Source organism: Desulfosporosinus orientis DSM 765 (genome assembly GCF_000235605.1).
In the GTDB taxonomy this organism is placed as follows: domain Bacteria; phylum Bacillota; class Desulfitobacteriia; order Desulfitobacteriales; family Desulfitobacteriaceae; genus Desulfosporosinus; species Desulfosporosinus orientis.
Genome location: NC_016584.1, coordinates 4,305,491 through 4,328,662 on the forward strand (window position 1 = coordinate 4,305,491; position 23,172 = coordinate 4,328,662).

Annotated in this window: 20 protein-coding genes; 8 read left to right on the forward strand and 12 right to left on the reverse strand. The window is 44.3% G+C overall.

The window, feature by feature from the left end; genetic code table 11:
* Positions 1–32: 32 nt before the first annotated feature.
* From DESOR_RS20060 to DESOR_RS20070, 3 genes are all read right to left on the reverse strand, one after another.
* On the reverse strand, positions 33–2,558 hold the full coding sequence (locus DESOR_RS20060) for an ABC transporter permease (protein WP_014186416.1): 2,526 nt from the start codon (positions 2,556–2,558) through the stop codon (positions 33–35).
* The gene (locus DESOR_RS20065) at positions 2,555–3,295 is read right to left on the reverse strand and encodes an ABC transporter ATP-binding protein (protein ID WP_014186417.1); all 741 of its coding nucleotides are present in this window, start codon (positions 3,293–3,295) and stop codon (positions 2,555–2,557) included. The genes DESOR_RS20060 and DESOR_RS20065 overlap by 4 nt, the downstream gene beginning before the upstream one ends.
* A 551-nt stretch (positions 3,296–3,846) precedes the next feature.
* Positions 3,847–4,791 (reverse strand): hypothetical protein, encoded by a 945-nt coding sequence (locus tag DESOR_RS20070; RefSeq protein WP_014186418.1) that lies wholly within the window; start codon positions 4,789–4,791, stop codon positions 3,847–3,849.
* A 218-nt stretch (positions 4,792–5,009) separates the two neighbouring features.
* Here DESOR_RS20070 and DESOR_RS20075 point away from each other — a divergent pair, with 218 nt between their 5' ends.
* Positions 5,010–6,014, forward strand: a complete 1,005-nt coding sequence (locus DESOR_RS20075) for an NADH:flavin oxidoreductase (protein WP_014186419.1) — start codon at positions 5,010–5,012, stop codon at positions 6,012–6,014.
* A gap of 639 nt (positions 6,015–6,653) precedes the next feature.
* Positions 6,654–7,307, forward strand: coding sequence for a membrane protein insertase YidC (gene yidC / locus DESOR_RS20085; RefSeq protein WP_014186422.1), 654 nt, complete (start codon positions 6,654–6,656; stop codon positions 7,305–7,307).
* A gap of 153 nt (positions 7,308–7,460) precedes the next feature.
* On the opposite strand, the gene DESOR_RS20090 is transcribed toward yidC, so the two are convergent.
* The 3 genes from DESOR_RS20090 to DESOR_RS20100 all read right to left on the reverse strand — a co-directional run bounded on the left by DESOR_RS20090 (position 7,461) and on the right by DESOR_RS20100 (position 11,043).
* Positions 7,461–8,252: an ATP-binding protein gene (locus tag DESOR_RS20090; RefSeq protein ID WP_042332561.1), complete on the reverse strand. Its 792-nt coding sequence runs from the start codon at positions 8,250–8,252 to the stop codon at positions 7,461–7,463.
* 28 nt (positions 8,253–8,280) lie between these two features.
* Positions 8,281–10,227, reverse strand: coding sequence for an anaerobic carbon-monoxide dehydrogenase catalytic subunit (gene cooS / locus DESOR_RS20095; RefSeq protein WP_014186424.1), 1,947 nt, complete (start codon positions 10,225–10,227; stop codon positions 8,281–8,283).
* Between the two features lie 114 nt (positions 10,228–10,341).
* The gene (locus DESOR_RS20100) at positions 10,342–11,043 is read right to left on the reverse strand and encodes a Crp/Fnr family transcriptional regulator (protein WP_242832368.1); all 702 of its coding nucleotides are present in this window, start codon (positions 11,041–11,043) and stop codon (positions 10,342–10,344) included.
* Between the two features lie 227 nt (positions 11,044–11,270).
* Between DESOR_RS20100 and DESOR_RS20105 the strand changes: the two genes are divergently transcribed.
* From DESOR_RS20105 to DESOR_RS20120, 4 genes are all read left to right on the forward strand, one after another.
* The gene (locus tag DESOR_RS20105; RefSeq protein WP_014186426.1) at positions 11,271–11,726 is read left to right on the forward strand and encodes a MarR family winged helix-turn-helix transcriptional regulator; all 456 of its coding nucleotides are present in this window, start codon (positions 11,271–11,273) and stop codon (positions 11,724–11,726) included.
* Positions 11,726–13,333 carry an MDR family MFS transporter gene (locus DESOR_RS20110; protein ID WP_014186427.1) on the forward strand — a complete coding sequence of 536 codons (1,608 nt, stop codon included), beginning with the start codon at positions 11,726–11,728 and terminating at the stop codon, positions 13,331–13,333. Before DESOR_RS20105 ends, DESOR_RS20110 begins: the two co-directional genes overlap by 1 nt.
* 298 nt (positions 13,334–13,631) lie before the next feature.
* Positions 13,632–14,510, forward strand: a complete 879-nt coding sequence (locus tag DESOR_RS20115; protein WP_014186428.1) for an AAA family ATPase — start codon at positions 13,632–13,634, stop codon at positions 14,508–14,510.
* Positions 14,491–15,855, forward strand: a complete 1,365-nt coding sequence (locus DESOR_RS20120; RefSeq protein WP_014186429.1) for a VWA domain-containing protein — start codon at positions 14,491–14,493, stop codon at positions 15,853–15,855. The genes DESOR_RS20115 and DESOR_RS20120 overlap by 20 nt, the downstream gene beginning before the upstream one ends.
* Positions 15,856–15,871: 16 nt before the next feature.
* Here DESOR_RS20120 and DESOR_RS20125 read toward each other — a convergent pair whose 3' ends face one another.
* Both DESOR_RS20125 and DESOR_RS20130 read right to left on the reverse strand, forming a co-directional pair.
* The gene (locus tag DESOR_RS20125; RefSeq protein ID WP_014186430.1) at positions 15,872–16,534 is read right to left on the reverse strand and encodes a DUF1638 domain-containing protein; all 663 of its coding nucleotides are present in this window, start codon (positions 16,532–16,534) and stop codon (positions 15,872–15,874) included.
* A gap of 240 nt (positions 16,535–16,774) precedes the next feature.
* The gene (locus DESOR_RS20130; protein ID WP_014186431.1) at positions 16,775–17,383 is read right to left on the reverse strand and encodes a TetR/AcrR family transcriptional regulator; all 609 of its coding nucleotides are present in this window, start codon (positions 17,381–17,383) and stop codon (positions 16,775–16,777) included.
* Positions 17,384–17,510: 127 nt separating this feature from the next.
* On the opposite strand from DESOR_RS20130, the gene DESOR_RS20135 reads away from it, so the two are divergent.
* Positions 17,511–18,071: a flavodoxin family protein gene (locus DESOR_RS20135; RefSeq protein ID WP_014186432.1), complete on the forward strand. Its 561-nt coding sequence runs from the start codon at positions 17,511–17,513 to the stop codon at positions 18,069–18,071.
* Positions 18,071–18,754, forward strand: a complete 684-nt coding sequence (locus tag DESOR_RS20140; RefSeq protein WP_014186433.1) for an NADPH-dependent FMN reductase family protein — start codon at positions 18,071–18,073, stop codon at positions 18,752–18,754. The genes DESOR_RS20135 and DESOR_RS20140 overlap by 1 nt, the downstream gene beginning before the upstream one ends.
* A gap of 24 nt (positions 18,755–18,778) precedes the next feature.
* On the opposite strand, the gene DESOR_RS20145 is transcribed toward DESOR_RS20140, so the two are convergent.
* The 4 genes from DESOR_RS20145 to DESOR_RS20160 all read right to left on the reverse strand — a co-directional run bounded on the left by DESOR_RS20145 (position 18,779) and on the right by DESOR_RS20160 (position 23,147).
* Entirely contained in the window at positions 18,779–19,777 is a 999-nt protein-coding gene (locus tag DESOR_RS20145) for a 4Fe-4S binding protein (protein WP_014186434.1), read from the reverse strand.
* 94 nt (positions 19,778–19,871) lie between these two features.
* The gene (locus DESOR_RS20150; protein WP_242832369.1) at positions 19,872–20,480 is read right to left on the reverse strand and encodes a hypothetical protein; all 609 of its coding nucleotides are present in this window, start codon (positions 20,478–20,480) and stop codon (positions 19,872–19,874) included.
* On the reverse strand, positions 20,474–22,651 hold the full coding sequence (locus tag DESOR_RS20155; RefSeq protein WP_014186436.1) for a DUF3160 domain-containing protein: 2,178 nt from the start codon (positions 22,649–22,651) through the stop codon (positions 20,474–20,476). The genes DESOR_RS20150 and DESOR_RS20155 overlap by 7 nt, the downstream gene beginning before the upstream one ends.
* 232 nt (positions 22,652–22,883) lie before the next feature.
* Entirely contained in the window at positions 22,884–23,147 is a 264-nt protein-coding gene (locus DESOR_RS20160) for a PHP domain-containing protein (protein WP_014186437.1), read from the reverse strand.
* Positions 23,148–23,172: the final 25 nt, after the last annotated feature.

Sequence of the window (23,172 nt, forward strand, 5' to 3'; positions counted from 1 at the left end):
TCATAATGTCAAAGGTTATTGGTTTTTTGATTTTACTCCGAATGCAATACCTGGGCAGAATCAACCCTGGAGGCCAGCCAGGCCGGGTAAACAACACTCAGTCCAACAGCAAGAAACATTGCGGCAGAGACACCGATCATCTTGAGCCAGGGGATGTATATATCCAAGACCCACCCATTGACGTTTTTATCGAAAACCGTGCACGCAATCTGAATAGCAGCTGCAGTGGGGATAGCCAGTACTATTCCGGCAAAGAACAAAAGCCCAACTTCAATCATCAGCATGCCTCTGATCTGCCCGCGAGTGTACCCCACAACACGGAGGGCACCGATTTCACGCCTCTTCTCCAGGACTGAAATCAGCAGGGAATTCGTAGTCCCAACGGCTGCCACCAAAAGTATTATAATAATAATAAAGTTAAAAATATTACAGATATCGCTGTTTAAACTGATCATACCTTCTCTGAATTCGGAAGCTAAGACTACCTGGGTTCGAAAGTCATTTTTTAAGCTTCCTTCCAGCAGCTCCTGTACGAAAGCCGGTGAAACACCCGGCTCCAAGGTTAAGTAAATATAATCAAAAGAACTATCCCTCCAATAGCGAATATAATCCTGACGATTCATATACACACTTCCGTTATAGCTGGAGAAATCCTTAACAACAGCAACAACAGAGAACTCAATGGTTCCATTGGGAGTAGGAATCTTCAGTTTTTCTCCCCGGTGCACCCCATATTTTATAGCCAGGGACTGGGAAATCCAGATATTCTTTTCCCTTGCCATGGCCTCCCAGGCTTCATCCTTACTCGGCTCAACCACCAGAGGATCCATTAAATGGCGGTCAACCGAAAAATCGTACATTTGCAGGTCGATGGGATTCCCTTGCCATTGAATTCCGGTAGTCCGTAATCCGGCGGCAGCTTTTACCCCTTCTACTTGGCGAACCCGTTCCAATAAGGATTCGGGTAAACCCACCTGATTGCTGGAAAAAGTCTGCAATCCCTGAGTAATCACAAGGTCGGGAGAAATTACAGAACTAACCCAGTGACTGAATGTCTCGTTAACGCTGGTGAGAGTTCCCAAAAAGCCGAAAGCCACCGCCAAGCCAAGCAGGATTGGCATTCCCGTTGCCACTGAACGTCTGGGCCTGCAGCGTAAAGAGCTCGACCCTAAACGACCGGTCAAGCCAAATAATTTTTCCGCTAACGGTTCAATCTTTTGCAAAAAGAAAATGAAGCAAGGCGGCATCAAGACGGCGGCTCCCAGCATAATACCCAGCATCGCTGCCTGGAATAAAAAGCCCAAACTATTCCCGTAAATCAGAATCAGCCCTGAGGCGAGAAACAGGCCGCCCCCCAGCACTGCCCGCCAACCCAGGTATCCGGGTTCCGTTTGAGAGGAGCGGTTGCTCATAGCTTCAACAGGAGAAATATCGGCAGCCCCCCGGGCAGGCAGCCAGGCGGAAATAAGACAGGTGAACATACCCATCAGCCCAAAGGCAGCATAATCACCGGCCGTAAAGCGAATGTGCGAAATAGAAATCTTAAACACTTCGCTCAAACTATCTCGCACCGTATTCAGCAAACCTTCGGCCAGGTATGTCCCTAAACCGAGTCCCAGCAAACTGCCGGCCACCCCGATGATCATGGCCTGAACTGCAACTAATTTGCGGATTTCCCACTGACCCCAGCCTAAAGCGCGCAGAATTCCAAACTGACGGTTTTGTTCAGATACCGCCACCCTCATGGAGTTATACACCACGTATAAAGCCAGGAATAAGCCTATCAGCCCATAGACATTATCTAGGCTCATTAGAAACCTCAGCATTTTATCCGGCTCTCCGTTCTGTTGCAGAGGAGTGATTACTTCTACACCGTTCCCTAAACTCTCCCCCAAGGTTTTTTGCATCGCCGGTGTGTCGGCTGGGTTATGCAGGACAACACTTATGCAGGACAGCTTGTCCTCCAGCCCGAAAGCCTTTTGCGCCATAAGCAAAGGCATGAAGACTACCGCGCCTTGATTGGTCCGGGCCACTCCACTGTCTGCCAGACTTCCCACCACTGTAAAATCCCGCATTCCCTGCATCGTCTGGATCTGCAGGCTATCCCCCACTTGCCCTTGTATCTCCCGCAACAATTCATTGGGAACAAGGATTTCCTGCCGGTCTTTAATAGGCAGGCGGCCTTGCTTCAGCTGATAGGAACGGATTTCTTCATCTTCTCCGAATACGACACCCATAATCAAGGTAAATCCCGGCAATTTCCGAACCTGGGCAGAATTCCGCAGCGAAGGAACTGCTGATTCTATTCCGGGAGTCTTTTCTACTTTCGCCAGTAAACTCTCATTTATACCACCCTGAGGAGCTTTCACCTCCAAGTGAGCCTTCCCGCCCAGCAAACCGGCAGCCTCCCGGCGGGCATCGCTGATACTATGATTCAGCCCCTGTAAAGCCACTAAAGCCGCCATCGCTGCCGTAACACTCAGCATCGTTAAAAGCGCCCGCAGTTTTCGGCGCTGAAAATAAGCCAGGGCTAACTTTATACTTAACAACTCTCTCACCTCGCCGTGGAATCAAGGATTCGTCCGTCTTTCAGGGTAACCAGCGTATGTCCGTAAGCGGCGACCATAGGATTATGGGTAACCATAATCAGGGTTACTCCCAAGTCCTCCGTAATTTCTTTCAATATGAAGAGCATCTCATCTCCCGTCTTGGAATCCAGGTTTCCTGTAGGCTCGTCGGCCAGAATAAGAGCGGGGCGATGAATGAGGGCCCGTATGATAGCTATTCTCTGCATCTGTCCTCCCGACAATTCCGCCGGGTAGTTTTTTCTCCGGCTCTCCAGACCCACTCGTTTCAGCCAGCGGTCAACCTGCGGCTGCCAGACTGAGCGGGGCCGGCCGGCCATAAGTAAAGGCAAAGCGGCATTCTCCTCGGCACTTAAAGTAGGGATCAGATTGAATAACTGAAAGATAAACCCTAATTCCTGCCGGCGAAATATGGTCAGCTGATTATCCGTCCAACCGGAAATTGCCTGACCGTTGAGGAAAATCTCCCCTTGGCTGGGCTTATCCAATCCGGCCACTAAATTCAGCAACGTAGATTTCCCCGACCCGCTGGCCCCCATTATGGCTAGGAATTTGCCGCTTTTTACTTCCAAACTTATTTGATCCAGAGCCGTTATCCTTTCCGCGCCCTGGGTGTATTCTTTACTAACTTGGTCCAGCCTGACCTCACATCCTCTAATCTTCTTTTCTTCTGGCAAATCCCTTCTCCTTGGCTCTTTAACTTCACTCATTGTTGCACCCTCTTCGCTATAGCTAAAAGTATATATCTAGCTATTAGTATATATAACAAGCTGATTGGCTTCAATTAATAGATAATTTATAAAATCGTAATATACCCCACCAAATTACAGAAATTCTCTTAATGACTTAATTAACCGCTAAATTCACTGCATAAAGGCAAAAAAACGACAAACACATGTGTCTCCAAAAGATCCTTCAACCCTTCGTCTCCAGAAATAATAAAAGACAACTTAGCATTACTATCCTAAAAAACAGCAATGCTAGGTCGTCTTCGCGTTTTCTAACAGATCCCCTTGAACTCGTGAAAAATTACTTGCTCCTTTGTTATCAAATCTTCAATTGATCTAATGGAAATTCAAAAGGATTTGCCTTGGCTGCTATGTTTCCTAAAAAAGTTTGCAAAAAACAGACGCACAGGGGGAGTTTAAATTCGTCAGCGCTGACGAATTTAGATTGCCGTCACCAGCGAAGCCGGGAGGAAAACAGGTTCGCTTCCTCCCTCAGATGAGCGCTGAATTTCAAATCCATTGACACTTCCGGTTTAAAGACCGGAAGCATGGTATTGAGCCAGGTAACTCCTGACAGCTTTTATATCCTTATTGCTGCCTGAAGCATTGATCTCCTGATCCAGCTTTAAGTCATTCTCAAAGCTTCCATCGGCCTTTTGAAAATAAACGGTGGCTAAGGGATTGTTCCCTTGTCCGGGATAGGCATCATCCACAATAATGATGATATCGGTTAAGCCGTCGTTGCTTACGTCGTCAAAGGAAACCGCTTTAACATCGACCATATAAGGGAGCGCCGCCTTAAAATTATAGAGGATATTCCCGTCCTGGTCCGTTAAATAAAATACCACGGGAATATGGCTGCCTGCTGTCAATTTACCAGATACAAATTTAACCTTGCCCCAGGAATTCAAATCCACCGGGAAGGATTGATCCTCAATAAGACTGAAGCCTTCTACATCTTTAAGATTATAGGGCACAAACTGAAAAGTTCCTGCCGGAGGCCGGGCGATAGAATCCTCACCTTGATCTGTCAGCTTAATGGATGCTTCCATCTCATTCTTTGCCTTAAAGCTTAATTTGATGATTCCTTGATTACCTCTCGAATCATTAAATTGGCACTCAGCCGTCCCGTTGATGATTGTCCCCTCAAAATCGGCTATATTGTTAGGGTGAGAGGGAGCGGGACCGACTACAATAAATTCCGCCTTTAGTTTGCCCTTTTCAAGGTTGGAAATTGTAAAAGACACCGCATTTCCGGCGCTGTTATCTGCTTCCTTTTTCATAACCCATGTCTTTTTAAGATATTGAGTGTAATCAATAGCCGTCTCGGCTGATGAAGCGGAGACAGACTCCTGAGCTGCAGCTCCAGAGGACTGCTCCTCCTGCTGTTGGAGGTTGTCCGCGGGAGCTGTCTTCCCGCATCCCGCCAGGAACATTGAACCTATGATTATTAGAGCTAAAAGTATTTTACTTTTCATTGTCTACCATACCTTTCGCAGCGCTCGGGCACAAACCATAAAAATATAAATCCCCTTGCACTATTCTTAATGGATTATACAAAAACTGACCCTCCCTAGATCTTCGCCGAAACACTTTGCTTTTCCTTCCAGCGTCTGGCTTTTCAGGTTGCCGAGTTCTGAAAACTGGATAACTTTACAGTGATGGCGTTATAATGAACTATAAGGAGGTTCAGATAATGTCACATTTACTACCGCAGCCTTTACAAGCAGGCCCGTTAACCCTTAAAAACCGCTTGATCATGCCGCCTATGGCTACCGCCAAAGCAGACCCGGAGGGGAAAGTCAGCCCGGCTCTTTTGGACTACTATCAGGAAAAATCACAAGGCGGCTATCTTTCCCTTATTATTATAGAACATAGTTTTGTCCATGCTGACGGTAAGGCCAGCAACCGGCAGCTTTCAGTATCCGACGACAATCTCATCGACGGCCTTAAAAAACTGGCCCAAGTTATCCAGAGCAATGGCTCTAAAACCGTAATGCAAATCAATCATGCCGGAAGCCATACAGCACCGGAAATCACCCATTCCGTCCCTGTTGCTCCTTCAGCAGTCCCTCATCCCCGCCGCAATAATTTGCCGGAGGAACTAGCCCGTAAAGAAATAGCCGCCATCATTAAATCCTTTCAAGAGGCGGCAAGACGTACAAAGGAAGCAGGATTTGACGGCGTGGAAATCCACGCCGCCCACGGTTACCTGCTCAACCAGTTTTTCTCTCCTCTAACCAATAAACGGACAGATGAATACGGAGGAAATGTTCATAACCGAATTCGCATACACCTACAAATCATAGAAGAGATCCGTTCCGCTGTTGGTGACGATTTCCCCATTCTCTTGCGTTTAGGCGCCATGGACTTTAAAGACGGGGGAATCACCATCGAGGATAGTCAGATTGCCGCTCAAGCCTTTGAAAAAGCGGGCGTAAATCTTCTTGATATTTCCGGCGGATTCTCCGGTTACATGATACCTGGACTCACCGGACAAGGTTATTTTGTCTCACTCACTGAAGCCATCAAAAACGTAGTATCCATTCCTGTGATTCTCACCGGCGGAATAACCGACGTATATTCTGCCGAAAGATTGCTCTTGGAAGAAAAGGCTGATCTCATTGGTGTTGGAAGAGCCATCCTGAATGATTCCAAATGGGCTGAGCGAGCCCTTTCACGTTTCCCTTCCCTTGCTTAAATTAGTAGATTCATACACTATGAACACAATTTAGGCAATGAAATATGAAACAGGAGAAGAGATATGGAAGCTTTTTCTTTGCGGATAATATTGCGCGGTATCCTATTCGCTTCTGCTATGATAACTTTTCTGGTTTACATACCTTAAGTAAATATTACACTGTCAATAAATACTTCTCTTTTTTTGGTATAGCTGTTTCTATATACTCTTTCGGTTATGGTATGGAATTATTTAGAAATTCCCCAAAGCTGACAGCCGCAATCGTGCCTGTTCAGTCATTGCTGATCATGAATTCCTTCCAATATAATGCATCCGTTGACCACCAAAATTTGACGGTATATAATTAGAGCATCTGGAGGAGGTGAGCAAAGTGCAGCTTGACAGCTGGATTTTTTTATTTTTAAACCTGACTATGTTACTGGCGGTTTCTGGGTTTACAATTATCTTATTAAGAAGCAGCTTCAACCATCCCTTTAAGGGAAATAAAGTTTCTGCGCGTCAAGTCACTTTAAGCTCTCTTATTCTGGTACCCTTCAAAAAATTTCTGATCATCCGACGAATGATCAAACAGGAAAATGATGATGATTCACCCTTTTTTTCCTCTTTAGTCTTAATTAAAAACTAAGGAGGAAAATTTAAATGCATATGTTCAGTTCAACCTTTTCATTAATATTAAGTTCTTTGATTAATTTTACTGGTGATTGGTTTTTTGCTATTGCCTTACTAACCATTGGAATTAAGATATGCCTCTTTCCTTTCTCTCTTAGACAACAACGTTCTCAATTATTAACCGCAAACTTCAATGAAGCAAAGTCCATTATCACTAAAAAATTTAAGAATAAAAAAGACAAAGCAAATTCTGAAATAATAAAGGTGGCTTCTAAATATCGTGTTAATTCTCTCACCACGTTCATTCCCCTTTTACTTCAAGCACCCATCTTCTTCTCATTATACTTTTCTGTGCTCAATCTAAGCTCAACTGTAGGCAGCAGTGTCTTACCCTGGATTTCCGGTGTTCACTCCATTGATAATCTCCACGTTTTACCTTTGCTTGCGGGTTTATCCCAAGGTTTAAGCGGATTTACTATGAACAGTAAAAACCTCTCGGCCTTCATAGTTCCCGTAATCATTGGCGTGGTTTTTCTCTGGAAAGCCCCGGCAGCCCTTAGCGCCTACTGGCTTGTAAACTCTGCTTCAAGATTTCTGGAAATGAAGATCTTTTCTTTAGACATTATGCGGCGAAAGTTCTTCAATGTTCCAACAGCTGATCAAATGGCGGAAAAAACTGCCTAACACTTCAGGGGAGCATCCCAAAACTACCTTTCTAAGTAGAAGCGGATGCTCCCTTTTGTTTTAATTTGCCTTACCTTTTTAAACCTATTGAAAAGGCTGGAACATTTTTTGCTCCAGCCTTTAGTATATGCAAGTTTTGACGGCCTTGATTGATTAGATCCTAAGCAGTGAATCAATTTTCCCTTTAATCTTTTCAGCTTCCCGAACAAAACCTTCGCTCAGGTCAAATAAATTTTCGCCGTGAAAATCCGCCTCTACAACCTGGGGATCATAGGGGAAATGTCCTAAAATGGGAAGAAAGTTAATCGCCTGTTCAATCTCAGGTAATTGCCCTTCATGCACTTTGTTCACCACTGCATAAACATGTTGGACACCCAAATCATTAGCAAGCTTTAGGACTGCCTGAGCTGTTTCAATACTCCGTCGTCCGGGTTCCACGACAACAATAAAGGCGTCCACACCCCTGGCAGTCCCACGCCCAAAGTGCTCAAGCCCTGCCTCCATATCTAAAATGGCAATTTCATCTCTTTCCATAACAATATGATCCAAAAGACTTTTTAAAAGTGTATTTTCCGGGCAGGCACAGCCCGTACCCCCTTGGGTAATGGAGCCCATCCGCAAAAGCTTGATCCCCCGGTATTCCGCAACATAGATATCCGGGATGTCATCCACCCGGGGATTGAGGCTATAAATTGCCCCAATCGTTCCCGGCTCAGCTCCCGTGCGTTCTTTGATGAGTTTTCGTTCTTCAGAAATAGGCGTTAAACGGGCCAATAATTCCGAAGGAAAGCCCAGAGCCGTTCCCAAATTAGCATCCGGGTCAGCATCTACGGCAAGAACTCTCTGTCCATCCCGAGCGTACAGATAGCATAGCAGCGATGACAAGGTAGTTTTACCTACACCTCCTTTTCCGGAGATGGCAATCTTCATGCTTTTTTCCCTCATATCCTCACCCCGTCCTTTTATCTCAATTCTAAATTTCCGGGCAAACAAGTCCCAAAGCCTTACGTTTCTGGATAATCCGGGCAACCATGGTTTGAGCAGCCTGGATCGGGTCTTCTTCGTAAATTAGTTTTCCCCCAAAAAGTTCATCCGTAGTCACAGGAAACTCACCTTTATCAGCAGTCAGGGCTTGCTCAACAAGAGGTGACCCTGTAATAGGAGCATCGACCCCGATGTGGACGTCCACTCCCTGAGCAATAAAGAAGGTGCCAATGGATAAAGCTTTAGGGCTATGATTTTCAGGACTGGAGCCTGCCACAGGCAATTGTCTTACAGCCACCCCCATTCTGTTTCCCAGGGCAACCAGCAAGTCATCAATCCTGGAATTATCCACACAACTCCCCATATGAAGGGCCGGAGGCAGGGCTGGTAAACCATTGGCTTTCCCAATAGCTCTTAAAACGTTGGCAAGTTTTTCACCGCAATACTGCAAACCATCGGGTGACAACAAACCGTTTTTCCCTAAAGAATGAGCTGAGCATCCGGAGGCAACGATTAAGACATTATTCCGCAAAAGTTCTTTAGCCACTTCCGTGTTAGCCCAATCTTGTTTCACTTTAGGATTCGTGCATCCTACAATAGCCACTACACCCAAGATGTCCCCTTTGGCAACGGCTTCAATTAAAGGGAGTAAGGGGTCTGCCTCATTTAAAGCAGCCAAAAGCTCAACAATCTGCTCAACGGAAAAACCAGCGTAGGCTTCAGTAGTATCCGCCGGAATCCGCACTTTTGACTGATCCCGCTCCGGGTAATGGGCCAGAGCACGGCGGACGATCTCCTCACCCATTTTGTCCGCCTCTTCCGGTGTCCAATCCACATAGCTGGCCCCTTCCACCTTAATATTCGGCAAGGTGGAGATAAGTTCTGTGTGATAACATTCCGCCACTTGGGCCAGGCCGGGCATGATGCATTGTGCGTCTACCACCATTGCCTCTAAAGCACCGGTGATAATTGCCAGTTCCTGACTGGCATAGTTTGTCGCTACGGATACTCCCTGACGCATTAAAAGTTCATTGGCACTGCAGCAAACTCCTACAATGTTAATGCCTTTTGCTCCCAAAGCTATCGCCTGATTATTTAATTTTCTGCTCCATTCCAGAACTTTTTCCGAGACCATAGGAATATGCCCATGAACAGCAATATTGACATAATCCTCTTTGATAACTCCCATCCGATATTGGGTTTTAACAAGGCGGGGAGTACCAAATATTACATCCTGAAGATCTGTGGAAAGATGCAGTCCATCATATCCCTCTACTAATCCCATTTTCATAACAGCCAAGAGAAGACTGACCGGATCACTTTCACAGCCCATGGCTGTTTTATTAATGGCGTTGGCAATTTCCAAATGTGCGTTGGAAGGCAATAGATTGAGTTTTTCCCAGGCTTCAATGGCTTGATCCTGAGCTCGAAGGCGGAGCCAATGGGAGACACCGGATTGCTGCTGAAAATCCTGCAAAGCAGTTAAAGCTACTTCTTGAGCCAGTTTATCCAATTCCACACCATCGACAGTCAATCCCAGTTTCTTGCCAATGCTGATAAGCTTTTCTTTACCCTTAATTTCATAAGGAGCTTTTCCTTCGGCGGTCTCTAAAAGAGTGTGCAAGACCTCTCTGGCATGTTCAACGTGGGGCGTTGCTCCTTCTACAATTAGGGAGAGAAGATTCCGAGCCACAATCTGATCCGCTGTGGCCCCGCACACACCGCGTTTTACTCCTTTATTTCCATTGAAAGTTATACGACAGGGTCCCTGCAGACAGCGGCGGCAGCAAACTCCTGTTAAGCCGAACTTACAATGGGGTTCTTGCTCCCTCGCCCTTTGAAAAGCTGTGTCAATCCCTTCCTGTTCTGCCTTCACCAGCAGTTCCTGTACTCCCGTATCCAGGGAAAGATCAGTTACTAATATCTGTCTTGACATCGCCAACATCTCCTTGTCAAAAAAGTTTTCCTTCTCTGACAACCATCTTAAGACAAGAAAAATAAGAAAACCATCAAACATCTGACGGTTTTCTTATTTTTTCGACATATTAATTTATTCTGTCCTTTCTCCTAATTCCTGCAGCCTTGGCTCATCCAGCAAGAACACTGTTTTGCGATTCCGTTTGATAACCCCATCCCGTTCCCATCGATTCAAAAGCATGGAGGCGGTCTGGCGGGAACTCCCCACGGCTAAAGCAATATCCTCCACTGATAAACCAAGATTAATAAATGTGCCCTCTTCTTTTATAACTCCTTTTTCTTTAGCAGCATCCAGTAAAAAGCGGGCAAGTCGTTTATCGATATCAAGAAAGGCCAGATTTTCAATGATGCGAAGGGTATTCCCTAAGCTGTCTCCTAAAGCCTTAACCATACCGATAAGGATTGTAGGGTTATTGAGCATAAAAAGATGAAACGCTTTGGCACTGATGGCTAGTATCTGGGCTGCTTCTCTCGCTTCGGCAAAGGTTTTGGAATGACTGCTATAAATATCACCCGGTTCTAAAAAGGCGATGGTAAATTCCTTTCCATCCGGATAAGCGAGATAAATGCGTACTTTGCCTTCTAACACAATCATAATGAAATTATCCTTGCAGCCCGGTTCAAAAATCCGTTTATTTTTTTTATAGTCTCTGATCTGAGCATTACCTTGAAGAATTTCCAACTGTTCATCCCTTAAAGCTCTTAAAAGGGGAATTCTCCTCAGTTCATTTAAATCCATGATCCAGAACTCCCAGCCTGTTTTATTCTCTAGCATGACTTCAATAGATTATATCACACATTATTCTCCCAATTCTCCACTATATCCAAAGCTTCTTGAATAAATTCCTGCTCTTAATCCTGATATTCACATCACTTAACGTTAAGTTAAGCAATTTTATATTCAGCGAAAATCCCGAAGATATTTTTCCAGAAATCTACTAGTGTAATTTTAACGGACAAGTCTTATACTTTAGTAAGTCAAATATTGAGGTGATAAAACAGATGGCTAAAAATTCTCAAGATTTAGCACAAGAATTACTGCGGATCTTCTCACAATTTAAACGGCCAAGTGGGCAACATCCTTTTTCAAAGCAGGGGATAAAGCCTAGCGAATTCATATTGCTAAACTTGCTCCTCAAGGATTGTGATGATAATTCAGTAGGTATGAGAGTCACTGAAATCAGTGAAAAGCTGGATATTACTCCCGGTGGTGTAACTCACACCATCAATTCCTTAGAAAAAGGCGGGTTTATTGAACGATCAGCAGATCCAAATGATCGCCGTATCGTCTTAGTCCGGGCAACGGAGAAAAGTCAAAAAGTTATCAAACAGCTTTATGCTGAACAGCTCCATTTTATAGAAGGTTTAGTAACTTTTCTGGGAGAGCAGGACAGCCAGGAATTCATCCGGCTGTTTTCAAAAACCTTAGATTATTTTAAAGAAAGCAGGAAAAAGTAATGGAGACAAATCAAAGACGCAAAATTTTAATTGTCGGCTTACTCTTAGGGATGTTCTTTGCGAGTTTAGACCAAACAATCGTAGGAACCGCTATGCCCAGAGTGGTTTCTGATTTACAAGGCTTAGATATTTTCGTCTGGGTAACTACAGCATACATGTTAAGTTCAACAACAGTGGTACCCATCGCCGGCAAGCTGGCCGATATTTTTGGCCGCCGGATTATGTATGTCTTGGGCATTGGCATATTCATGCTGGGGTCAGCCTTATCGGGACAAGCCCATTCCATGACAGCCTTAATCTTATCTCGTGGTCTCCAAGGCATTGGCGGTGGGGTCATGATGCCAATGGCAATGACCATTGTCGGGGATATATTCCCGCCCGCTCAGAGAGGTAAATGGCAAGGACTCATGGGGGCTCTTTTTGGTCTTTCTTCCATCGTTGGTCCCACCATCGGAGGATGGATTGTCGACCACTCTTCATGGCGCTGGGTATTTTATATCAACATCCCCGTGGGTATCCTGGCAGCAGCCACTATCTTTGTGGGACTTTCCGGTGAAAAGCAGGTAAAAGCCAAAGACAACATTGCCATAGATTATGCAGGAGTTATCACCCTCATCCTAGGTGTTGTGCCTCTGTTACTTGGCCTAAGTCTTGGCGGCAAAGACTACCCCTGGAGTTCCTGGCAAATTCTGACCCTCTTTTTAACCACTGTTGTCTTCTTAGGTTCCTTTATATTTATTGAGAAAAAAGCAAAGGATCCGATTTTAAGTTTGCATTTATTTAAAAACAGAGTATTTACTTCCGTCAATCTTGTCGGTTTTCTCATGGGCTTTGGCATGTTTGGAGCGATTACCTTCTTACCTTTATATCTCCAAGGTGTTTTAGGAGTAAGCGCAACATCCTCTGGCAATACCATGATTCCTATGATGACCGCTATGATGATAACCAGTATTTTGGGAGGCAAACTTGTCACGAGAATTCAGTTTCGCACCCAGTTCGCTCTGGGAATGTCCATTATGGCCATTGGCTTTTATTTAATGAGCACCATGAATGTCAACACCAGTCAATCCACAGCGATCATGAACATTATTGTCTTAGGATTAGGCATGGGCTTAGTCATGCCGACCCTGACAATTGCTGTACAAAGCGTGTTTCCTCCGGCTGAGAGAGGAGTTGTCACCGCTGCAACTCAATTCTTCCGCAGTATCGGCAGCACCCTAGGTATGACAATTCTCGGCGTTGTTATGAATCATTACTCTGCCAGTTATTTAAGAAGTGATTTCATACCGGCAGTTGAAAAGATTCCTGGTATGCAAGCAGGACCTTTTGCAGGTATGCTCGCTAAGGCAAATACGGATCCTCAAGGATTGTTCAATATTCTGCTGAGTCCGGATGCTTTAAACAGCATTCCTCAATCACTTCAGCAAATCATGATGCCTCCCCTTAAATTAGCCTTAGCCAGCTCACTGCACTACGTTTTTCTGGTAGCAATGGGTATTGTCTTTATTGGTATCATCGTCAGCCTGTTTATGGGCAACGCTAGAATTGAAAGCGAAGCAAGCTCTAAAACCAACGTTAAGCTGGAAGCTGAACTAACTAATGCTTAAGTCAACACTTCCCAGATAATGCAACTTTACTGCTACTCCGAACAACTCATTCGAAAAATAATCTCAAAGAAAATACCAAAAGACCTCCAGACCCAAAAGCCAGGGCAGCTTCGTCCACAGAAGTGAACCCCTTGCATGGAGAAGGCGGTAAACAACTCTAACAAATAACCCCCGAGAAGCTCGTAAGGAGCTCTTGGGGGTTATTTGCCTAAATTCCAGTGCTTTGAACCCTAACATGTGCTAAGATATAATTTAAAAGTATTGTAAATCTTCACTAAAAGGGGATCTAAGGCGACTCATGGAATTAGAACAATTAAAACAAGGACTAAGCCAAAAAGGTTATATAGCGGATGATACTACGGCTCAGGTACTCCAGTATTCTTTACTGCTGAACAAACCCCTGCTGATTGAAGGTCCCGCCGGAGCCGGCAAGACAGAGCTGGCTAAAGTCTGGAGCCAGTATCTGGACAGAAATCTCATCCGCCTGCAATGTTATGAAGGTATTGATGAAAGTAAAGCCCTCTATGAATGGAATTATCATAAACAATTGCTCTACATACAGACCCAAAATTCAGATCAAAAGACGTGGTCCCATACCAGCAAAAGCATTTATGCCCGGGAATTCCTCTCAGAAAGGCCTTTATTGCGGGCCATTAACAGCGAAAAACCCTCCGTTCTTTTAATCGATGAAATCGATAAAAGTGACGAAGAGTTCGAAAGCTTTCTCCTGGAAATACTGTCGGATTGGCAAATAACCATTCCTGAAAGCGGGACTATTGCCGCTGCCAGCATACCTTCCGTTATCTTAACCAGCAACAATACCCGGAATATAAGTAACGCCCTGCGGAGACGATGTCTCTATTTGTACTTGGATTACCCCAATGAGCAAAGGGAACTGGATATTCTGAGACTTCATTTTCCCGCTCTTAACGTTACCTTAGGAAAACAAGTCGTAACCTTTGTCAGAAGTTTAAGGCTTGAAAAACTAAAGAAACACCCAAGTATCAGTGAAGTTATTGATTGGGTCAGTATTCTGGATCACATGGGTATTGAAGAGCTTTCTGCTGATCTGATCATCAATACCCTTAATATTCTTTTAAAGTTCAAAGACGATTGTGAAAAAATTATTGATAAAATGCAGCAAAAGGATTGGTTTAGTGGAATATCTAATTCTTGATATAGCAAGAATGTTAAGGGCTTCCGGAATTAGTGTCAGCACTCAGGAGATTTCTGACTGTATCCGCCTCCTGAACCGAATTGATAAAACTGAGCTGGATAAGCATCGCTTCTATAATACTGTCAACGCAACGATGATTAAAACTGAATGGGGCAGTCAATATATCCAATGGTTAGTCGAACTTTACTTGGAACCCGATGAAGAACTAACCGGCAATCGTTTTTTAGAGCTTTCCAGACAGGTTTCGGAGACAACCGGTGAGGGTCTGGGAACCTCCGGCCAGGGTCTGCCTGTGGATTTAATGATTGACGCCGTGCTTAAAAAAGATGTTACTTTAATTTATGCTATGGTCAAACGGATGAGTTTAGATCTTAGTCTTCTCATGGAAGATCGTCAGGAAGCCCTCCATGACTTTAAACAGAGAAGCGGTTGGCTGGAAGTCCAGGAAATGGTTGAGGACTCTTTCAGAGAGGGACAGATAACTGCCCTGGAGTACGATGCCGCTCAAGAATCTCTCAGCGAATGGATTATATTACTGAAAGAAGAAATTGAGGCCCAGCTCATTAAAAATATGAGCCGGGAACATTTAACAGAATTAATGAAAAAGAATAACCCCAACACCATTAAATTTGCGGAAGCTGACAGCAGCCAACTAGCTCAGATCTCCCGGGAAGTGGAAAAGCTGGGGAGAAAGCTGGCTGTTAAAAAAGGCCGGCGCTGGAAACCTGGGAAAAAAGGCAGAATTCACTTAAATAAGAGCATCAAAAAAGCCATTCAGACCGGCGGAATTCTAATGGAACTGATTCAAATAGAGCCTAAACCATCTAAACCTGATCTTTGGCTCTTATGTGATATGTCTAATTCCGTAAGAAGGTTCAGTTACTTTATGTTAATGTTTATTTACACTATCCAAAAGCGCTTTGCCAATATCCGATCCTTCATCTTTGTTGACATACTGCTGGAAGTGACAGATTTTTTTAAGGAACAAGAATGGGATAAAGCTCTGAACTCTCTGAACACTCTCAAAGGATTTAACCTGACCGGATACTCCCATTACGGAAATGTATTACACCAATTTTACGACGCCAACCACACTCTTCTCAACCATAAAACTACCGTCTTAATTTTGGGCGATGCCAAGAATAACCGCAACAAAACTGACGGCAGCGAAGTTCTGGCTCAAGTTAAAGAGAGTGCCCGGGCTTTGTATTGGCTTAATCCTATGAATGAAGATTTATGGTATAGTGGGGATTGTGTTATGGAGAAATACATAAAAGACTGTACCGCCGCCTATCATTGTTCAAACTTACAACAATTAGAACAGTTTGTTGAGAAAGTCTTCTAATGGTATCCTGGTCCACTTAAATTGGGACCAGGAAATCGGATTCATTGATGACTCCATGAGGCGGAATATTGATAAAATCCTGGTCAGGCCATGGTCCATTGACTAGTCGGTCAATATAGATCAAACTCCCTTGGGTGATTTGATGATCCAATTTCAGTAATTCTCCTATCCCTCTAGACACCTGCAGGTGTTTTTCTTCAGTGGGAACACCTGTCTGAATAAATAGCACTCGTTTATAACCGCTGTACATCATTTCATAAATTCGAGCAGTTTTTTTAGCCCCATACTTTTCAACAGAACGATTGTATTCGGCAATAACAGATCCGTCGCTATTGGTCCAGCCGCAGGACATATACAAGGTGCCTACTTCTTCCTTGTGAACTTTTTTATAGCTCTCTCGCGATCCCAGCAGCAGAGGTATGCAGTCGTGGACCCTGGGTATGGTCAGCTTAAAATCACCCGCCCGCAAATTTTTGGTTGCGTTGCCGCATAACCCGAACGCCAAAACCACTTGGGAATAGCCGGTCAGTCCATCTAAAATGGTTTGCAATTCCTGCCCTAATTTCTCCGGATAATTATGCCGGCCTTGGGGAAGAAACTCAAATTCAATATCAGCACCTGCGGCAGCACTAAGGAGTTCTTCTTTCATAACCTCACAGGCAATTATTTTCAGACTCATAACCCTATCTCCTTCTGATTTTTATTACAGCAAGCATACACTTTCCCTTAAGCATCCCAGTTTTATAACGCGTCACGTTTAGAGTATTAAAAAGGTGTATATGCACGCATCAATCTGGTTTTAATATACAGCTCTTAATCCTCAATAGCAAGTTTTCTTCAAAAAATTTTGATCATTCCCCTTAACCTCTGCAGACGATTTCCTGACTGTGTTCAAGGTTAATCCATAATAACTATCGTTCTACAAATTGAGAAACGTTCCGCCCCAAAGTACCTTTCTGACAAGTTCCAGATAATCACCCTCATAAGAAAAGTTCTTCTTGGCGATTAAAATTGCCATGCCGTGCACCAACCCCCAGCTGGACAGTGCCAAGGCATTGGTGTCAACGCTCTTCCTCTCCCCGTTTTGAATGTCTGCTTGACAGCGTTCAATTGCTTTATAAAAAGTGTTGAAAGGCTGCTCGCTGTCTATTAAGGGTTCATGATTCATCTTTTTTATATTATTAGCAAAGTCACTTAGGAAAAACAGCCGCAAATATTCCGGATTTTCCACAAAGAATTTTATATAGGCATAACCCATTTCCTTAAGCTGGCTTTTATTGTCGTTGGGATGTTTTTCAACGGCTTCCTCTAAGCATTGGTTGAATTTATGGTGGGCTTCAAGTGCAATGGCCATGATCAGATCCTCTTTGCTGTCAAAATGCCTATAGGGTGCGGTGTGACTTACACCACAAGCTTTCGCCACCTTGCGCAAGGAAAAGTTTTCATACCCTTCTTCATCAAGAAGCTTTAACCCTTTTTTAATCAACTCGGCCTTTAAATTTTCATGATGGTAATTTTCATTTGACACTGGACTTACTTCCTCTCAACAAACATACCTATATTATACCACAAGATAATTAAATGTTTACACCGCAAACATTTAATGCTATTATTATGTTGACACTGTAAACATAATCCGCTAAGGAGTGAATTAAATGAAAGCCTTATTGATTTCAGATCAAGAGTATCTGACCACCACCTATCAAGGCCTATATGATTTGACAGACAAGTTTTTAAAAGAAAATGAATTTCAGACTGAACTGATAGAACTAAAGGCGGAGAACCTGACCTTTTGTATGGGCTGTTTCGGCTGCTGGATTAAAAAACCGGGGGAATGTGTCATCAACGACCAGATGACCCAAATCAACCAAAGGGTTATGAACAGCGACATCGTTATTTACCTCAGTCCCATCGTCTTTGGCCAGTTCAGCCCCAACATCAAAAATGTTATTGACCGGGGCTTACCAAATATGCTGCCATTTTTTGAAACCAGACCTGATGGCTCCACAATGCATCCACCCCGGTACAAAACCTATCCCTGCCAGATTATTATCGGTTACGGAGATGGACTTTCAGATCAGGATCAGCAGCTTTTTATCGATGTCACTAAAAAACACCGCAGGAATATCGATGTACTGATCTATCCGGAACCGAGCCAAACCATCATTCAGTCCTTAAATACTATGGAACTTAGAAGGGTAGGTGGACTGCTGTGATGAATGTCGTTTTAGTCAGCGCCAGTCCTAAAATTAAAGAAAAATCCGTATCTAAGGAATTCTTAGAAATGGCGGGAGGCCAAATCAATGCCGATCTATATAGCAAAACATTTATAGACGTCAGAAAAAGCTTCTTAACCCAAAACCTTACAGCGGATTTTGAAACTCTAGCCAATGCCAACATAATCATTATTTCATTTCCTCTTTACTATTTTTGTATGCCAGGCATGTTAACACGATTTTTAGTTGATTATCATAATTATTACACTGCCAGAGGGACCGTTAAAAAGAATGTAAAAGTATATGCTATTGTTAATTGCGGGTTTCCCGAACCTGAAATAAACCTGGAGGCAGTCAGAGTTATTAAGAGCTTTTGCCCACATATCAACGCAGAGTTCCGTTTTGGAGTTCTCATCGGTGGAGGTGCCATGATGATTGCCGCCAAAGATGCCCCGTTTATGAAAAAAACCCTGCAAAATCTCAAGTCTGCTTTTTCCGCTATAGCAGCGGATATTCAAGATGAGAGTTCAACCATCATGGATTCTATTAATATTGGCGCAGATTTTCCATTTTTCAAACGCGTCTACTATTTCATGGGTGGTAGGGGCTGGATTACCACGGCTCGCAAAAATGGGCTTAAAAAGAAGGATCTTTATAAGAAGCCCTACCGGTTAAGCGAATAACTATTCCAACACATACAAACTTGCTTAAAAGTGACTAAATTGATCCATCATTGGAATAAGCATCCTGTACATCTCCGGTGAGATACTTGTCTCCCAATGTCCTGTCAGCTTGGCGATTCCAATGATTCCGAACCATAAACCAATCACACACAGGGCTAATTTCTTTGGAGTCAATGAGAAAGAGGGATTGAGAAGACCAAACTTCAAAGTGTTGCTCACCGGACACTCCTTGACACAATTCAAACACCCGGTACATTCCGGTGACCAAACCTTCTGCATTTTATCCACGTTAATATGATTTGGGCAAGCGCTGGAACAGCGTGCACAAGAGATACACGTATGAGATTCCCTTCGTATCTTCCAGGGACTTATTATTCCGAATAAACCCAATAACGCTCCATAAGGGCATAGATACCGGCACCAAAAATTCTCAATGAGAACGGATAGAAGGATCAAACCTGTGACAACAGTGAATCCTATCCAGGTCATATTAATAAAGAATTCCAGCATCTTAACATCCGCAACCATGTTGTAGGGAGTCTGCAAAAAGGCATAGGCCGATCCCCCATCCATAATGACGACAATGAAAAAAATAAAGAAACCCAGAATTAAATACTTTAGAGAGCGCAAACCATAATCAAGCCAGCGCGGGGGTACGAAATTTCTTTTGAATATCTTTTGCCCCAGCAAAGCTAAACCCTCCGATAATGTACCAAGCGGACAAATCCAGGAACAAAACGCTCTCTTCCATAAAAAAGAAACGCTCATTGCAGCCAAAAAAATCACAAGCCCTGCCGGATGAATCCGGTCAAAAACTCCGGTGGTCAGCCATGCTTTTAAAGCAACTAAAGCACTGATAGGCAGAAAGGCTTCCACTCCTGCCGGTCTTGTACTGAGGGTTAGGTTGGATTCAGAGACGCTCTGGACAAAATCAAAAAATTGAATCCCCATTAAGACCACTATGATAACAAAAAGAAATTGGATGCTCCTTCTCCCAAGGTATTTATCGCTATACTTTGACATAAGTCCCCCTTAAAGCTTAAATAGATAGTTGATCTCTGCCGTTAATTATAAACTAATTTTCGGATTTAATCTGTGATGCAGCTCACAACCAGGTTCAAAGAGGACTTATCAAGCCGAATCCCCATTCGTCCCAGCGCCAGACTGTGGTCCTGACTTGGGAATGAGTATTCAGGGTATATTCTTCTCCGTCGATCCTTCGGTATTGCCCTTCCTCGACGACCAACTCATTCAGGCCGTCACCATCCCAATCCCGAATCGTCAAAGAGATTATTGGCTGATCCAGATCAGAGGAACACCAAGCCTGCTTCATTGTCTTGTCCTTTAATCCATAGACAAAAAGGTGGTTTTTATAGCCGGTATCCTCACCGGTCAGCCAGAAAGGTTTAAGCGCTCCAAAGCTGCCTTTTTTCCACAGGGTTATCACCATATTAAGTGTCCCATCATTGTCGGCATCTCCCAAAGCCAAAGTGTCAACACGCCAGTCACGGGGCGATCGCCAAAGCTCCTCGTCCCCTTCCCTGACAGTAAGACAGTGATCGACTAAACTATACTCCTCTGTAATCCCGTCACCATCCAGATCAGCCGCAGCCTGAACCGGGAAATCGTTCCCTCCGGAAGCTGGAAATCCAACGAACCCAGAGAACCCAATGACCGCTAGTATCACAAGGATAACCCCGCAATAGACTCTCGTTTTCTTTACCATGCCGGTACTGAATAGGTCTGAACCCATGAGGGCTGATCAATTTTCCTGCCGTTCTCCAGCATCTCTTTCCACTTCTGGTCAGTCAATCGATCCCTGGCCGGCCAAGGAAATTCGTAGTAGGAGTAAACCGCTCCCTTAGAAATGCGGAGCTGACCCTCCACCGGTACTACTACATAGATGTCACTGACAAACCCTGTCCCCTCCTCAAGGACTTCTCCGTTGGGATCGGTTGCTACATCGGCAATCAGAGCAGCAGGATTCTCATCGATGGCCGAACGGTGATCGACACCCTCGTCACTCAGGGCCTCAAGCCAAAAATGCTCCAATTGACCGCCAAAACCGCGAATCAGCTCGTAATCCTGGTCGTCAAGGTTCTGGTTGCTCAGTTCTTTATCCGCAATACTTTTAAGTTTTAAGGCCAATTCCTCCAAACGTTCGAGAGAGGTTTGATCCTTTTCATTGAGTAAGCCCCTGTTGTTCAAACCCTCAATGGTCATCCTCGTCAGTGCGGCTAACCGACCATAAACGACCGGATTGGGTTCAACATAACCCCTATCATCCAGGGGCAGATCACCCCCGCCCATTTCGGCGTAAACTTGCTTGGCATAGAGGATCGTATCGTGCTTGAGCTCAGTCCAGCTTCCCAGAAAGGTCTCCAGTTGCTTGCGAGTCCAGGCCTGGTTGTTCATGAAGACCGGATACCCATCCCCTTTTGCTTCCGTTAAGGGGGCTAAGGTGTACAGCCATGACCAATAGAGGTTTTGTGTCCAAACATTCGTATCCAGCCCAGCCAAATACACCTGTATCTTCTTCATATTCTCAGGATACTTCTCATACCCCGTTTCACCCATTCCCTCCAGAATAGCATAAGCTTCCTGGGAACCCATCGCAGCCGGGATATCCAGACCTTTCGGCAGCATCCGGCGCTGCCCTTCATTATTCTCCTCTACTTCCCGATAGATTAGCTTTTGAAATACCGCAGCATCAACAGTAAACCGCTGACCCATAAAACGGAAACCCTTTATCTCCTTTTCCCGGTCGGGCTGAATGGTCTGGTCAAAGATAGGAATGGAGTTAATGGCCGGGGGCTCTAGTTTGGCAAGTCCATCACAAAAAGAAGTCCACTCATTTACATTCCCGGTCAATTCATTCAGGTCCGTTATCTCACCCATGGTAAAGGTTTTTAATAAAAGCCCGTAATACTGACTAAAGCCCAAGTCGTCGCTCTTACCGACCAAAAAGTTAGTCGGTTCGTAGATGCTGTTCCAGTGATCATAGATCTGCTGGCGGCCGAGTAACAAGGTAACCAGAACAGCTGACTTAGTTTCATCCTGACTCTTGGCACGGAAAGTCATTCGCCCGTACCACATCATAGTCCGAAAATAGCTCTTTAACTCATCGGATTTGGTATAGTGTCCACGGGGATTATACTGGGTATAGTCTTCTTTTAATGCCTGTGCTAAATCAGCGCTGGAATTACCCATATTCATTACGGGAGAAGGCTTCCCAGTTTCTGTGTGATCAGCAATAAGCTGCAGTTCCTGCTCTACCTCTTTGCTGACATAGGCAGGAACAGCGACCTTTGGATCAAGCAGCCGGGCAGCCACAGCAAAATAAGCCACATTCCGTGCTGCCGCGTTCTCCCAAGCTGTTCCTTTCAGCACTTCGTACTGCTTTTGGCTTTCAGTCAGCATCAACCCGGTTAAGGTGTTCAGTTCCCCCCGCAGTTTGTCTTTCTCTAACGTCCGCAGCAAATGATCAAAATACAGGTGGTAATTGTGCAGCATAGCGTCGGCAGTGATAAAGTTGGGAATAGAATCATAGCGATTATTTTCGTAGCTGCTGAAAAACTCCTGGTAGGGACTTGGGACTACAACAAAACCATTTTTACTTAAGATGTTTTCTGCTTGAGAAGAGAGTTTATAGCGGTCTTTGTTGGTGATGTTGCCCAGGTCAGCCGCGATTTGGTAGGGATTTACCGATGGCTTGACGCTAAGGGGGATCTCCTTATACGCTGCAAAAGCAGCCGTTGACTGCGGCAGCGAGACGAGGGGCACATCAGCCTGTGGGGGCTGACCATCTGGGGATGGCCCTTGACAACCCATAAGGCTAGTCAGCAATATAATAACCATAGAAATGTACAGAATCGACCTTGATTTTCTGATTTTCAATTTAACAGCTCCTTTCCTTCATTTACCTAATTCTCTATCATTTCTGCTAGATCCTTCCAATGTAATATATTTCTAAAAATCGTTGAACATCAATTTAAACAGACTCTTTAAGCAGGATGAAAAATTTGAAGAATAATTCCTTTCAAACTAAAGATATGCAGCCCTCTTCCGGTCAAAAAGGGCTGCATACCTCTAGTGAGTAGGAGCTAATCAAGGGGAATGAAGAGAGGTTTCATATGTTCAAAAATACAATAATATCGAAAACCCACTTCCAGTCCAACCTTGAGTGATAGCTGCTTTCCATACCGCCCCTTGCTCTAAGCACAGCCTGCCGGTATTTTCCATAGTCGATGACAATATCCCCGGCGATTTCGAAGTGATCTGTAAAACAGAGTTCCTTAAGACCTAAACTTATGGCATTCTCACAGGCTTGATCCATGGTCAGTGTAGAATCCGGAGAGAAATCGGAATGTATGTGATAATCTGCTCTTTTCATGGTAATTCCTCCATCGTTTATTCCT